The 13,711-nt window shown below is 70.7% G+C and carries 11 protein-coding genes; 3 read left to right on the top strand and 8 right to left on the bottom strand.

Features of this window, described 5'->3' with window-relative positions; all coding sequences use genetic code 11:
* Positions 1-6: 6 nt before the first annotated feature.
* The gene (locus ACZ4WS_RS01450) at positions 7-1,131 is read right to left on the bottom strand and encodes a SchA/CurD-like domain-containing protein (protein WP_467976127.1); all 1,125 of its coding nucleotides are present in this window, start codon (positions 1,129-1,131) and stop codon (positions 7-9) included.
* Positions 1,132-1,365: 234 nt separating this feature from the next.
* On the opposite strand from ACZ4WS_RS01450, the gene ACZ4WS_RS01455 reads away from it, so the two are divergent.
* Positions 1,366-3,132, top strand: coding sequence for an FAD-dependent oxidoreductase (locus ACZ4WS_RS01455; protein WP_467976128.1), 1,767 nt, complete (start codon positions 1,366-1,368; stop codon positions 3,130-3,132).
* Here ACZ4WS_RS01455 and ACZ4WS_RS01460 read toward each other — a convergent pair whose 3' ends face one another.
* The 3 genes from ACZ4WS_RS01460 to ACZ4WS_RS01470 form a co-directional block, all read right to left on the bottom strand.
* Entirely contained in the window at positions 3,133-4,074 is a 942-nt protein-coding gene (locus tag ACZ4WS_RS01460) for a nucleotide exchange factor GrpE (protein ID WP_467976130.1), read from the bottom strand.
* An 87-nt stretch (positions 4,075-4,161) separates the two neighbouring features.
* Positions 4,162-5,766 carry an alpha/beta hydrolase gene (locus tag ACZ4WS_RS01465; RefSeq protein ID WP_467976131.1) on the bottom strand — a complete coding sequence of 535 codons (1,605 nt, stop codon included), beginning with the start codon at positions 5,764-5,766 and terminating at the stop codon, positions 4,162-4,164.
* 234 nt (positions 5,767-6,000) lie between these two features.
* Positions 6,001-8,082, bottom strand: coding sequence for a SpoIIE family protein phosphatase (locus tag ACZ4WS_RS01470; protein WP_467976132.1), 2,082 nt, complete (start codon positions 8,080-8,082; stop codon positions 6,001-6,003).
* A gap of 145 nt (positions 8,083-8,227) precedes the next feature.
* Between ACZ4WS_RS01470 and ACZ4WS_RS01475 the strand changes: the two genes are divergently transcribed.
* On the top strand, positions 8,228-8,941 hold the full coding sequence (locus ACZ4WS_RS01475) for a lysostaphin resistance A-like protein (RefSeq protein ID WP_467976133.1): 714 nt from the start codon (positions 8,228-8,230) through the stop codon (positions 8,939-8,941).
* Positions 8,942-9,032: 91 nt separating this feature from the next.
* Positions 9,033-9,560, top strand: coding sequence for a MarR family winged helix-turn-helix transcriptional regulator (locus tag ACZ4WS_RS01480; protein WP_467976135.1), 528 nt, complete (start codon positions 9,033-9,035; stop codon positions 9,558-9,560).
* A 100-nt stretch (positions 9,561-9,660) separates the two neighbouring features.
* Here the strand turns inward: ACZ4WS_RS01480 and ACZ4WS_RS01485 are convergent, their stop codons facing one another.
* The 4 genes from ACZ4WS_RS01485 to ACZ4WS_RS01500 form a co-directional block, all read right to left on the bottom strand.
* Positions 9,661-10,713 carry a Rieske 2Fe-2S domain-containing protein gene (locus ACZ4WS_RS01485; protein WP_467977124.1) on the bottom strand — a complete coding sequence of 351 codons (1,053 nt, stop codon included), beginning with the start codon at positions 10,711-10,713 and terminating at the stop codon, positions 9,661-9,663.
* Positions 10,714-10,721: 8 nt separating this feature from the next.
* Positions 10,722-10,937 carry a recombinase-like helix-turn-helix domain-containing protein gene (locus tag ACZ4WS_RS01490; protein WP_467976136.1) on the bottom strand — a complete coding sequence of 72 codons (216 nt, stop codon included), beginning with the start codon at positions 10,935-10,937 and terminating at the stop codon, positions 10,722-10,724.
* A gap of 116 nt (positions 10,938-11,053) precedes the next feature.
* On the bottom strand, positions 11,054-11,977 hold the full coding sequence (locus ACZ4WS_RS01495) for a PDR/VanB family oxidoreductase (protein ID WP_467977126.1): 924 nt from the start codon (positions 11,975-11,977) through the stop codon (positions 11,054-11,056).
* Positions 11,978-12,054: 77 nt separating this feature from the next.
* Positions 12,055-13,701, bottom strand: a complete 1,647-nt coding sequence (locus tag ACZ4WS_RS01500; protein ID WP_467976138.1) for a thiamine pyrophosphate-binding protein — start codon at positions 13,699-13,701, stop codon at positions 12,055-12,057.
* Positions 13,702-13,711 lie beyond the last annotated feature (10 nt).

A 13,711-nucleotide genomic window follows, 5' to 3' on the forward strand; every position in this document is an offset into this window, starting at 1 on the left:
CCTCCGTCAGGAATCCGCCGAGCTGCGGTCGGTGATGGGCAGCATGTCGGCGTGCGACAGGAGGCGGTTGATGTTGCGTTCCGTCTCCAGGGAGCCTTCGACGCCGATCGCGGCACCGTCGAGGAGGCGCTCCAGCTCCGCCGCCTTCTTGGGACCCACGAGGCCCAGCGAGGCGGCGGGGTCCTTGTCGAGGTCGCCCACCATGTCGATGAGGCGCACCACGGTGTCGTCGCGCTGGAAGACGGTGCTTCCGTACACCGGGTTCTTCGGGTCGTCCGCCGCGGCCTCGTCCTGGTGGGCGAGCAGCCGGGCCAGCTCCATACCGCAGCCCCGCTTGGCCGGGTAGTACAGCGCGTGCCGCCGCAGGTCGGCGGGTTCCGGCCGACCGGACACCACGTGGTGCACGGCCGGGAGGGCCGCCCGGGTGAAGAAGACCCGCGCGGAGCCGTCGTCGGTCAGGTCCCGCTCCTGCTCCAGGTACGGGTTGATGGCCTCCTCGACCGCCCGCACCTCGGGCTGACGCGCGACGTGGCGCAGGGCCACGAGAAGGTCGCCCTCCACCTCCACCGCCCGCACGACGCGGTTGCCGTGCATGAACAGCGAGGTACGGCGCAGCCGCGTGGTGTCGTCGACCTGGGCCTGGGGTGACTTGTACCCGGCCAGGATCTCGGCGACCTTCGATTCGGAGCCCGGCTTGACGGTGAAGGTGAGGGCGTGGCGTGCCACACCGTCGCCCACACGGGCCTCCACCTGCCTGCCCGCCCTGGCCGACTCCGGCGTGAGCGGCTGAGCCGGGCTGGTCTCCCGGAGGATGCTGTAGCGCATCGACCGGGTGTCCCGGACACAGTCGTGCATCGGCCGGACCGTTTCGACGTGCTCCTCGCTGTTCACCCAGGCCAGGAAGGGCGGAGCGCTCTCCCACTCGCTGGTGATGAGCCACTGCGAGGGGTTCTCGATCGACTGGCAGAGCTGGTCACTGAGGTGACCGGGAACCGACGCGACCTGATTGCGCATGTGCTCATACGCGTCGAGGAACTGCTGCTGGGCTCCTTCGTACAGATCGAGCAGCAGGATCACCCGCAGCCTGGAGCCGTCGAACGCCGACTGCGATATACGTCCCGTGGTGGTCATCCGGCACACCTCTCCTCTTCATTACGGAAGGTCAGGAACGACCGCCGTGTCCCGAAAGGCCGGGGTCGCCATGAGCCGATCGTTGACGCGACCTCCCAAGTGCGCGAGCCCCACGGGGCGGACGAGTGAACCGCGTGTCATCCGGGTGCCCCGAGCGAGCGAACCGGTCAGCACAGGGCATGGAAACTGCATCCCATCCCTGACTCACCTCGCAGGTGACGCTGGAGGCAATCAATGAACCGATCGGAAGAGGCCGGCGAGGTCGGTCACCACACTCCCGTCCTCATCGTCGGCGGCTCTCTGGTGGGCCTGTCCACCTCCCTGTTCCTGGGGCGTCTCGGCGTGCCGCACATGCTCGTCGAGCGCCACTCGGGCACGTCGATCCATCCGCGTGGACGTGGAAACAACGTGCGCACGATGGAGTTGTTCCGGGTGGCCGGGGCTCAGCAGCGCATCCGGGAGGCCGCTTCGGTCCTGGCGGAAAACCACGGCATCATGCAGACGCCGACCCTGGTGGGCGATGCCGGCGAGTGGCTGTTCAAGGAGATCGACCCGGGCGGCGGGCTCGCGCGCTTCAGCCCCAGCGCGTGGTGTCTGTGCAGCCAGAACGACCTCGAGCCGGTGCTGCTGGAGTGCGCGCGGGAGCTGAGCGGAGATCTGCGCTTCTCCACGGAGCTGATGTCGTTCGACCAGGACGCCAACGGGGTGACCGCACAGGTCAAGAGCCGCGACACCGGCGAGCACACCACCATCCGCGCGGACTACCTCGTCGCCGCGGACGGTCCGCGCAGCCCCATCCGCGAGCGGCTCGGCATCGGGCAGACCGGACCGGGCGACCTGTTCCACAACGTAAGCCTCACGTTCACCTCCCGCGGCCTCGCGGACTTCGTCGGTGACCGGCGCTTCATCTGCTGCTACCTGACCAATCCGGAGGCGGACGGGGCCCTTCTGCCGGTCGACAACAAGGAGCACTGGGTGTTCCACGCCCCCTGGCACCCCGAACACGGCGAGACCCTGGAGGAGTTCACCGACGAGCGGTGCGTGGAGCACATCCGGCGGGCCGTCGGAGTGCCGGATCTCGATGTGGAGATCACCGGCCGAGCCGCCTGGCACGCCGCCGAGAGGGTCGCCGAACGGTACGTGGACGGCCGGGTGTTCCTCGCCGGCGACTCGGCCCATGAGATGTCCCCCACCGGCGCGTTCGGCTCCAACACCGGCATCCAGGACGCGCACAACCTCGCCTGGAAGCTGGCCGCCGTGCTCGGCGGCTGGGCCGGACCCGGACTGCTGAAGTCCTACGACGCGGAGCGCCGGCCGGTCGCGGAGGCGACGAGCGCACGCGCCTCGACACGTTCGGCCGAGCACAGCCATCCCGGGTACACGCCCGGCCCCGAAGCGGGCGGACCCGGCGAACCTGGCGTACCCGGCACGGGCGGACCCGGCCGACCCGGCACGGGCGGTCCCGTCCGACCCGGCGCGGGCGGTCCTGGAGGTCCTGGCGGCCCCGGCGGCCCCGGCGGCAAGAAGGGCGGAATCCTCAACGTGGCGCTGGCCTACCGCTATCCGCGGGGCGCGGTCCTGGGTACCGATCCGGCGATGCCGGTCGTGCCCGAGGGTGTGCGGTTGACGGGCGAGCCCGGGACCCGGGCGCCCCACATGTGGCTGAGCCGCTCCGGCACCCGGATCTCCACCCTCGACCTGTACGAGCGGTCCCTGGTGCTCCTGAGCTCCGCCGGCGGCGCGGGCGCGTGGCACACCGCGGCGAAGGGCGTCGCGGAACGGCTGTCCGTCCCGCTCGACTCGTACCGGATCGGCAACGGACCGGACGCTGAGCTGTCCCCGGCGAGCGACATGGACTGGGCAGAGGTGCACGGCGTCACCGAAGACGGTGCGGTGCTCATCCGCCCCGACGGGTTCGTCGCCTGGCGGTCCGAAGGGCCGTCAGCGAATCCGGAAACGGCCCTGCGGGAGGCCCTCGCGGCGATCCTGGACCGCGGCTGACTATCGGCCACGGTGTGCCGGATCCAGGGTGATCGCGGGTGTCCTCGACGGCGTCGCCGTGGAGGACACCCGCCAGTCGAAGGGGTAGAGGTCCGACTGCCAGTCGGGGTCCGCGGCGAGCTCGGCACCGTGCGTCGGCGTACGCACCAGGCAGCGGTGGCGCAGGAGTTCACTTCTCTCATCGGGGGTCAGCTGTGCGCTGAGGGGGTCGAGGTCGGCGACGGCATCGATGTCGGCCTGTCCGTCCGCGTTGATGTGCTCGCCTGACGCGGTGCGGTGGTCGATGCGGAAATCGGTACGCCACTGCGAGTTGTGGCCCCAGCCCAGCGACTGATCGATGGTGGGTCGGTGGCGGCGCAGGAAGGTCCAGTAGAGCGGGGAACGGTCGGCCACGCCGCGCTCGGCATGGTGGGCGCCGGCGCGGACCCGTACGCCGGCCCGGCTGAACAGCAGCGGACCCAGCCACAGGCCCGGCCAGACCACCTCGCTGATCCGAAGGGGCTCGTCCGGGGATTCGGTCTGCTGCACGTCCACGATCTCGTGGAGGAACGGATCGAAAGCCGCGGTTTCCTCGAAGGGCACCATGCCCAGACGCGTGAACAGGTCCAGGTACTGACTCATCGTCAGAGCAGGCCACTGTTCGAGTGGGTCCCACGGCTTGTCTCCCGACGAGCCGGCGGGCGGCGGCTGGAAGGCCGGCAACAGTACGTCGCTGACCCGGCTCAGCGCGTACAGCTCCCAGACCAGCTCTCTTCGCTCCTCGGCCTGCCCCTCGAACGTGGGGCGACACAGACGGCCGGCGGCAGCCATGAGCTCGGCGCGGTATTCCGCGACCCGGCCGAGCCAAGGCGTCACGATCGCTGCATGCGCGTCTGGCCCGGCGTGCTCGCGCAGCGCCTCGAAGAACGGTCGAGCGCCGACCCACTGCTGATCCGGATCCATGCGCGCAGCGTAGTGACGGCCCCCACCGGTGATCCACGCCTTTCCGGCGCCGTACGAGCCAGGTCGCGTCGGGCATGCCTCGCCCGGTCAGCTCCTGTCGGCCGCGAGGAGGTGCGTGAGCCGTGCGCTCTCCGCATCGGTCCAGCCCGGGGGCTGGGTGATCTTCGCCCAGGCGCTCGTGGGCAGCGTTCCGTACCGGTGCCCGTACCCGTCGGGGACGCTGTCCGCGCCGGCCAGGTCGCAGGCGACCTGCCAGAAGGTGACGAGCGGGTACCAGCGCATGGCCGGGGAGACATCTCGGGCGCGCGGAGGGTCCAGCCAGTCGGGCTTGTGGAAGGCGAGGGCGGGTGACCACCAGACCACTGGGTCCGATCCGTTCTGCAGGTAGACCGCTCGCCGCTGCTTCCAGGGTGCTGCCGGGATCGCGTAGTCCGCGGGGACCTGTGCGAAGCGTACGAAGGCCCCATGGTCGACGACAGGCCGCCATTCAGGGCTTCCCGGTTCACGCCCAGCGGTGATCGTGCTCCACAGGGTGTTGTCGTAGGTTGGACCGATGAACAGGGCGCCATCCGTTTTCGAGATGAGGGCGGACAGAGTGCCTCCGACCGCCTTCTCCATCGAGTAGGAGCCGAGGCTCTCCCCGTAGACGACGAGGCGGGGGCGGGAGTCGGGTGGGAGCGTCTGCCACTTGCGGTACACGGCGTCGAAGAGTGCACGGCCGGTGTCGGCCGCCTCGTCCTCGGTGAGCGCGGAGACCCAGCTCGGCAGATACGAGTACTGCATGGCCACCATGGCGGTGTCGCCGGCCCACATGTACTCCAGCGGCTTGCTGCCCTGGTCGTTGATCCAGCCGGTGCCGGTGGTCCCCATGACGGCGAGAACCTTGCGGGAGAAGCCGCCGGTTCGTTCCAGCTCGCGGACCGCGAGGGCGGCTCGTTCGTCGAGGGTGTCGGCCGATCGCAGTCCGACGTAAACCCGTACGGGGTCCTTCGCCTCGTGTCCGGCGAACTGCGTGAGTTGAGCCCGGGGACTGGCCTTGCCGATGAAGTCGCGCCCTTTCGCCCCGAGCGTGTCCCACGGTGCCGCGGATTCGGGGCTGCCGGAGAGCGTGGGCAGGTGCGGCTGGACGATCCCCTCGCTGGTGCCCTGATCGGCCACCGAGGCGGCACTCTCGACCACACGCAGGGCAGTGGAGAGCAGGAACCCCTGGACGACGCCGACGACCACGAAGGCGACGAGTACGACACCTGCGCCGTAGGCCAGTGGACGAGGCACATGGGGGCTCAGGGCGTGGGCCACGATGCGCGTACCCAGCCGTACGGTGCGCGCCATGAGGAGCAGCAGGGCGGCGATGACGAGCGCGACGACGGGTACGAGCGCCCATTGCCACCACACGACACGCGGGGACATCGCCACCGCGCGCCGCACCTCGCCTTGCCAGCGCACGCTCCAGGCCGTGACCGCGACCACGACCCCGGCCGTGACGACGCCCAGCACCGGCCACTTGGCCCGCCGTGCGTTCGGGCTGAGGTGGGCGCCCGAGCGCCGGGCCAGGGCCCGTGTCGCCGCCTCCAGCACGGTGCCGACGGCGTAACCGACAACTGCCGTCACACCGGCAGCGAGTCCTTGCAGCCACCAGGCGCGCGGCAGCAGCGACGGCGTGAGGGACAGGCAGTAGAACACTGCCGCCATGGCTGTTCCGCTCCAGGACGGTCCACGCCGGACGACCCGTCTGCGGCCGGCATGGCGCTGCACCCAGGCTTTCCACCGGGACAGGGGCTTCCTCCTCGCCGCAGGGGTGAACAAGTACACCGGTACGCACCTTTTAAGCAGATACATCGTGCGCGGCTCGCGGCCACGGGGCCACTCCAGCCACCGGACAGGTGGCGCGGCCGAAGGCAGGGGAAAGCAGCCGCCCCGGGGCGGTCAGTCCGCAGCGGTGAGAGGTTGCTCGGTCCAGAGGATCTTCCCGGTCGGCGTGTACCGGGTCCCCCACCGGGTGGCGAGCTGAGAGACGATGAACAGGCCCCGTCCGCCCTCGTCGACCGTGCGCGCATGGCGCAAGTGCGGTGCCGCGACGCCGGTGTCGTGGACTTCGCAGGTGAGGGTGTGCGTCCGAATCAGGCGCAGTCGCACGGGAGGTGTGCCGTAACGGACCGCGTTGGTGACCAGCTCGCTGACGATGAGTTCGGCCGCATACGACGCGTCCTCGTCGACCTTCCAGCTGTCGAGGCGTGCACGCGCGGCGGCTCGGGCTCGGGCGGGGCTCGTCGGGTCGTGAGGCAGCTCTACGGCGGCGACGCGGTCCGCGGGGACGGCCCCGGTGCGGGCGAGGAGGAGCACCGCACCGTCCGGCCCGCCGCCCTGAGGCAGTGCGTACACCGCGGCGTCGCACAGCTCGTCGAGTCGGCGGTCGGGGTGGGCGAGCGCACGGCGTACGGGATCGTCGAGGTGCGCACCTTCCTTGACGAACGCGCCCGTACGGAACGCGAGAAGACAGCCCTCTTCGAGCGGCAGGACGGTGCTGGCGAACGGAAGGGGCTCGCTGGAACCCAGACCCGGGCCGTCGGGAAGATCCGCGGTCGACGTACTGCCGTCGGGGTGGACGACGAGCGGTGCGGGGTGCCCGGCGCGGGCCAGGGTGCAGGTGCGCGCGAACGGGTCGTAGACGCCGTACAGACAGGTCGCCGTGATCGGCTGCCGGTGCGCGGCGTCGGCGGCCGGGAGCGCCGCGCGTTCCCCGGTCAGTTGGGCGGCGGTGTCGTTGAGACGGGCCAACAGCTCGTCCGGCTCCAGGTCCAGGTCGGCCAGCGCGTTGATGACCATGCGCAGCTGTCCCATGGTGGCTGCCGTCTGAATGCCGCTGCCCGCGACGTTGCCGACCACCAGCGCGGTACGTGCACCGGGCAGTGCGATGGTGTCGAACCAGCATCCGCTGTTGCTGCCCGGCAGATGCACGTGGGCGGTCTCCAGGGCCGGAGTGCTCGTGGCCCGCTGCGGAAGCAGGCGGCGCTGCACGGTCGACGCGATGGTGTGATCGCGCTCGTACCGGCGGGCGTTGTCGAGGCTGAGCACGGCGTGGGCGGCGAGCGAGACCACCACGGGGATGTCCGGCTCCTCGTAGGGATCCGCCGCGCCGCACCGGTAGAGGCTCATCAGCCCGAGAACCGCGCCCCGTAGCGTCAGCGGGGCGACGATCAGACTGTGGGCGCCGGCCGCCGCGACCAGCCGGGCCTGCGCGGGGTCGGCGGTCAGCCAGGCGGCGTCCTGGTCCAGAGCGACGAGACGGGGCTGGAGGTCGGACAGCGCTCGCGCCTGGGGCGTGCGGGAGGGCGTATCGCGTACCTCGCCCTCCGGGGACGCCGGAACGGTCTCGGCGACGGAACTGCGAAAGGCGGCGCATCGCAGGGGGACATCACGCCCCGGAGGAGGCGCGGGTGGTTCCGCGCCGCGCAGGACCTCGTCCCAGACGTCCACCACCGCGATGTCGGCGAAGCCCGGCACCAGGGACTCCGCGAGCGATCTGCACGTGACCGCGACATCGAGACTGCGCCCCACGCCGTCGCGCACCGCGTCCAGAGCGGCCTCTCGCCGCTGGGCCTGATCGCGCTCCGTCACGTCCTCAACGACCACGAGCAGACCGGCAGAGCTTCCGCCGAGGTCAGCGAGGCTGCGGGCGGACAGGCTGAGCCCCCGGTCAGGGCCCGAGCCGTCGGAGCGGTGGCCGCGGAAAGTGCGCTCCCGCACCGGCGAGGGCCCGTTCAGCGCCTGCCTCAGATGCCGCTCGGCGCCGGCGGAGTCGTCCAAGCGGCAGGCCTGCGCGAAGTAGCGCCCCAGCGGCCCGTCACTCGTTTCCTCGCTGTGCGCGGCACTGGTCCAGCGCACCCGCAGATCCTCGTCGAGGACGTACAGGGTGGCCGGGGACAGCGCCAGCAGCGTCTCCAGCAGCGCCGGGCCGATGTCGGCCATCTTCAGCGAGTCGTGGCCCGTCCCATCGTATTCCGACAAGGTCTCCCACCATCTTCAGCGCTTGGCGTCCACGATCCACCAGGGGATGGGCTGCCGCATCCGGAAGATGCCACCCGCGCGAGGCCCGCCGACCAGGCGGAGCACAAAAGATGCACTGCGTCATGGAGTGTCTGAAGGTGTCACTGTGCACCGCATCCGAAGCCGCCGGATGTCCACCGCGACCGCGCTCGTGGGCGCCGTCGCGGTACTGGTGCTCACGAACCTGGCCAACAACCGGTGGGCACCGTCCTGGATCATGCTCACTGCCGTGATCGCCTCCGCCGTGCTGATCGCGATCATGTTCTGTGCCGGTGGCAACTGGGCCGACATCGGGTTGTCCCGGGACACCCTGGGCAGCGGCCTGCGCTGGGCGCTCGCCCTCATCGGGATCGTCGCGGCGGGCTATCTGATCGGAGCCGTACTGCCCTTCACCCGGGGGCTTTTCGAGGACGCGCGGACGAACGCGCTGAGCGGGGCGGACATTGCCGTCCGGGTCCTGGTCAAGGTGCCGATCGGGGTCGTACTCCTGGAGGAAATCGCGTTCCGCGGTGTTCTGTACGGCCTGGTCCTGCGCGTTCGCGGCGCGGTCGCCGCCACCGTGTTCTCGTCCGTGCTGTTCGGGCTCTGGCACATCCTGCCGTCACTCCATCTCACCGACGACAAACCGGTTTTGGGCTCGGTCTTCGGGCACTCGGTCCTCGGCGCGGTCCTGGCCAACCTCGGCGCCGTACTCTTCACCGCCGCGTCAGGGTGCCTGTTCTGCTATTTGCGCCACCGCAGCGGCAGCCTGCTCGCTCCCATCGGGCTCCACTGGGCGACGAACGCCCTCGGCTATGTGTTCGGCTTCCTGCTGCGCTAGCGGCAGGCCGCGAACGACGCACCGCCGGTTCCCGCCGCATACTTAAGCGGTGTAATTTCTCAGGGGAAAAGGATCTCCGCGGGAGGGCGTTGTGACCAGGGACAACAGGCCGGGTGATGCGGTCGATTCGATCGTCGAGGACTGGCGTCGGGAGCGGCCGGACCTGGAGACCGGGCCCTTGCAGGTGCTCGGGCGGCTGCATCGTGCTTATCTGCGCTACCACGCCCTGGTCGCGGTGCCCGTGGAGGCGCGGGGCCTGTCACTCGCGGGCTTCGATGTGCTGACCGCGCTGCGCCGGGCCGGCGAGCCCTACCGGCTGACCGCCGGCGAGCTGGCCGCCACCGGACTCGTGACCTCGGCCGGGGTGACACTGCGGCTCGACCGTCTGGAGAAGGACGGGCTCATCGTGCGCGAGCGCGACCCGAAGGACCGCCGGGTCGTCTACTCCCGTCTCACGCCCAAGGGTCTGCAGCTCATCGACGAGCTTTTCGAGGAGCACGTGCTGAACGAGGAGCGGATGCTGGCCGGTCTCGGGGGGAAGGACCGGGACCAGTTGGCGCGGCTGCTGAGCCGTCTCGAGCGCTCGCTGCAAGCGGCGGACGCGGCGCCGGTCGACTGACCGACGCCGCGTCCCGCGGGAGATGGGGCGAGGCTCATCCCTGCAGGCCCACCGTCTGCTTCTCCGCCTCCTACTTCTTGGCCTCCTACTTCTTCGCCTCCTACTTCTCCGCCGCCTGCTTCTCCGCCTCCTGGCGGTACATGCGACGGACCCGGACCACACCCAGGTCGTGCTGGTAGAGATTCTCGGCCTGGTCGGCGTCGCGCGGCATTCCCTCCAGCATCACGCGGTCCTGCTCCAGGACGTTCCAGTGGCGCTCCTCGATGAGGGTCTTGTAGAGGAAGCGCCAGGTGTCCCGCTGCCAGCCGGTGACACGGCGGTAGCGCCAGAAGAAGACGGCACAGCGGTCGGCTTCGAGGGGCGTGGCCATGCCGACGATGCCGAAGGGGCCGCCGGGGCCCGCCGACGGCGGGTAGGGGATCTCCAGGTCCATCCAGTCGACACCGGTGCGGCACAGCTCGACCCAGTCGAAGTTGACGCCGCGCTGGTCGGTCTTCTCGAAGAAGAAGCCGCGGCCGGTCTCCCGGATGCGGAACTTCGCCTGGGTGTCGCCTTCGGCCATGGTGTGCGACTCGTGGTGCAGGAAGGCGCCGTGCATGGGGTCGAGGACGTTCTCGACGGCGTAGCGCCAGCCGACGTTCCACTCGGCGTAGCAGAGGATCGCCTCGGTCCCCTCGTCGGTGAGGGGTTCGGGCAACGTGAGCTCGATCGGCTCGGGGTGGTTCGCGTCGCCGAAGTAGGCGAGGATCGCGCCCGCGACCTCGACGACCGGCGGGCTCGCGACCAGCTTCCTGCCCTCGATGGTGCAGCCGGGCAGGGCGGGGACAGAGGTGACGGTGCCGGTGCCGTCGACCTCGACGCCGTGGTACCAGCAGGCGATGCGGTCGCCGAGGTGTTTGCCGAGGGACAGCCGGGCACCGCGGTGCGGGCAGCGGTCCTCGAGCATGTGGAGGGTCCCGTTGACCTGGCGGAACAGCAGCCAGTTCGCGCCGAGCAGGGTGACACGGCGCATGCCGCCGGCCTCGACGAAGGAGGAGGGGCAGACGGCGTACCACTGGTTGCGGACGCCGGTCGCGTAGATCTCGTCGGCGGTGCGACCGTGCTTGACGGTGGCGGCCTCGGTGCGGTTCTCGGTGGTGGTGGTGGTGGTCATGGTCGTCGTCACGCTCCCAGTCGCTTCATCTCGGCCGTGAAGGTCTCCTCGGTCCACGGCCGCCCGTCGGGAGCGTGCACGTTCCTGGCGTTCAATCCCCTTACGACGTCGGGGAGTTCATGACCCGCCTTCGTGAACACCTCTTCGAGGACATGGGCGAGCTTGAGCTCGTACGGTGTCGGCTCATGGATACGTGCCTGGTGCACCTCGAGGTACTGGGACATGGATGGCTCCGTTCTGTGCAAGGTCTGTGGGGTGTGGGGAGGTCGCGGCGGCGTCGGGTCCGGCAGAGGCCTTTGAGGCCTCAGCGGTCTCGGAAGGCTCAGAGGCCTCAGAGAACTCAGAGGTCGAGGACCAGGCGCTTCGAGGTGCAGCGCGACACGCAGATCATCATGGTCTGTCCGGCGTTGTGCTCTTCGGCGCTGAGCAGCATGTCCCGGTGGTCGGGGGTGCCGTCGAGGACGCGGGTCTCGCAGGTGCCGCAGATGCCGTCGCGGCAGGAGGTCTCGACGGGGATGCCCGCGGCTTCCAGGGCGTCGACGATGGATTCGTCGGGCCCGACCCGCACCGACTTTCCGGCCCTGCGGGCCTCGACCTCGAAGGACTGCTCGCCACCCTCCGGTGCCTCGGCCTTGGCCGCGGCGAAGCGCTCGACGTGCAGCCGGTCGCGGATGCCGAGCGTCTCGCACGCGGCCTCCACGGCGGCGAGCAGGGGCTCGGGGCCGCAGCAGTAGACCTGGGTGGCCGGGTCGGCCCGGGTGAGGATGTGGTCGAGGTCGAGGTGACCGTGTTCGTCCTGGGGGTGGAAGGTCACCGCCCCGCCGCCCGCTGCCAGTTCGGTGAGTTCGTCGGCGAAGGCCATCGAACCGCGCCGACGGCCGCCGTGCCACAACTGCCAGCGGCTGCCCCGCTCCTGGGCCTTCCGGGCCTGGGCGAGGATCGGTGTGATGCCGATGCCGCCGGCGATGAAGAGGTACGAGTCGGCGTCCACGAGCGCGAAGTGATTGCGCGGACCCTTGACGGCGAGGGTGGCGCCGGGGCGTACGGCGGTGTGCAGGTGCTGCGAGCCTCCGCGGGAGGCGGGCTCCTTGAGTACGCCGATGCGGTAGCGGCCGGTGTCGGCCGGGTCGCCGCACAGGCTGTACTGGCGTATGTGGCCGCCGACGTGCACGTCGATGTGCGCGCCCGGCTCCCAGGCGGGCAGCGGTTTGCCGTCGGGGTGGACCAGTTCGAGTGAGAGGACGCCTTCGGCCTCCCATGTCATCCGGTGCACGAGCAGATCGAGCCGGGTTTCCTGTCCGGTACTCACGTCGTCCTCCCTCTCTTTTCCTGTCGTTCCCGCTACTGGCCGGGGATGGTGACCGGCGGGGTGAAAGGGCTCTTCATCGGGCCGAGTTCGGCCAGGTCGACCTCGACGAGGGTCGGGCCGTCGGAGGCGACGGCGTCCGCGATGACCTGGGCGGCTTCGGACGCGGCGGCGATACGGGCGTACGGCAGGCCCGCTGCCTGGGCCAGCGCCCGGAAGTCGGGGGTGGCCAGGTCGACGCCGGAGCGGCGGTCGAAGTGGCTGTCCTGCATGTTGCGCAGCACGCCGTAGCCGCCGTCGTTGAAGACGATGAGGGTGAGCTTCGGCTTCTCCTGGGCGAGGGTGAGCAGTTCACCGAGATGGACGGCGAGGCCGCCGTCGCCGGCGAGGACGACCGTGGGCCGGTCGGGGTGGGCGAGCGCGGCGCCGATGCCCATGCCGAGGCCCTGGCCGATGCCACCGCCGCGGGGGAAGACGTTGTCGCGCGGGTCGTACATTTCCAGCAGCCGGTTGCCCCAGCTGGAGGACGGGATGGTCACGTCGCGGGCGATGACGGCGCGGCGCGGCAGGGCGGCCCGGATGGCGTCGCAGATGGCGGCCTGGGGGCCGATGTTGTCGTGCAGCGTGGCGCGGGCCTGGGCCCGGGTGGCGCGGACGCGCTCCGTCCAGGCGGGATCCGCGGCGGTGGCGCCGAGCGTGTCGACCCGGCGGGACAGCTCGGCCAGAACCGTACCGGCGTCGCCGTGCAGGGCGGTCTTGGCCGGGTAGACGCGGCCGAGTGCGGCCTCGTCGATGTCGATCTGGACGTGTGCGGCGGGGAGTTGGAGGCTGTAGTCGCCGGTCTCGTTGGAGCGGAAGTGGGTGCCCACGGTCAGCAGGACATCGGCCTCGGCGAGCAGGGCGCGGCCGGCAGGGCCCGCGGCGAAGTTGCCGATCACCCGGTCGTGGTCCTCGGGAACGGCGCCGCGCCCCGAGTTGGAGGTGAGCAGCCCCGCGTTGATCTGCTCCAGCAGGGCGGTGAGTTCGGTGCCCGCGGTGACCGCGCCGCCGCCGGCCCAGACGAGGGGGCGGCGCGCCGCGGCGAGCAGGGCGGCGGCCTCGTCGAGCGCGGCATGAGCGGGCTGCGGGGCCGCGGACGGAGGCGGAAAGTCGCCGGAGTCCGCGAGGTCCTGGGCGGCGAACTGCAGGTCGATGGGCCACTCGACGCTGGCGGGACCGCTGGGCGCCGCGAGTGCCTGCATCGCCGCCTCGCGCAGGACCGCTCCCGCGGCCTCGGCGGACGGCACGGTCGCGGCGTACTTGGAGACCGCGCGCAACATGCCGAGCTGGTCCTTGGTCTCGTGGATGAAGCCGCGGCCCAGGCCCAGGTACTGGCTCTCGATCTGGCCCGTGACGTGCAGGACGGCGGTGCCCGCGGACAGGGCCTCGATGAGGGACCCGGCGGCGTTGCCGGCCCCGGTGCCGGTGGAGGTCAGGGCGCAGCCGATGGTGCCGCGGGCCCGGCCGTAGGCGTCCGCGGCGTTCACGGCGGTGGCTTCGTGGCGTACCGGTACGAAGCGCAGATCGCGGTCGACGGCCTCGACGAGGGGGAGGTTGTGGACGCTGACGATGCCGAAGACGGTGTCGATGCCGAGCGATCGCAGCGTCTGGACGAGCAGGTCACCGCCGTTGGGGGTGGTCATGGCCGGGACT

This window comes from Streptomyces sp. NPDC029292 (assembly GCF_055569295.1).

Bases quoted from the DNA above. Each gene is read 5' to 3' on its own strand.
- ACZ4WS_RS01465 (WP_467976131.1), bottom strand. From the start codon at position 5,766: ATGGCGGCAGTGTTCTACTGCCTGTCCCTCACGCCGTCGCTGCTGCCG.
- ACZ4WS_RS01495 (WP_467977126.1), bottom strand. From the start codon at position 11,977: ATGACATGGGAGGCCGAAGGCGTCCTCTCACTCGAACTGGTCCACCCC.
- ACZ4WS_RS01455 (WP_467976128.1), top strand. From the start codon at position 1,366: ATGAACCGATCGGAAGAGGCCGGCGAGGTCGGTCACCACACTCCCGTC.
- ACZ4WS_RS01490 (WP_467976136.1), bottom strand. From the start codon at position 10,937: ATGTCCCAGTACCTCGAGGTGCACCAGGCACGTATCCATGAGCCGACA.
- ACZ4WS_RS01450 (WP_467976127.1), bottom strand. From the start codon at position 1,131: ATGACCACCACGGGACGTATATCGCAGTCGGCGTTCGACGGCTCCAGG.
- ACZ4WS_RS01500 (WP_467976138.1), bottom strand. From the start codon at position 13,701: ATGACCACCCCCAACGGCGGTGACCTGCTCGTCCAGACGCTGCGATCG.
- ACZ4WS_RS01485 (WP_467977124.1), bottom strand. From the start codon at position 10,713: ATGACCACCACCACCACCACCGAGAACCGCACCGAGGCCGCCACCGTC.
- ACZ4WS_RS01460 (WP_467976130.1), bottom strand. From the start codon at position 4,074: ATGGATCCGGATCAGCAGTGGGTCGGCGCTCGACCGTTCTTCGAGGCG.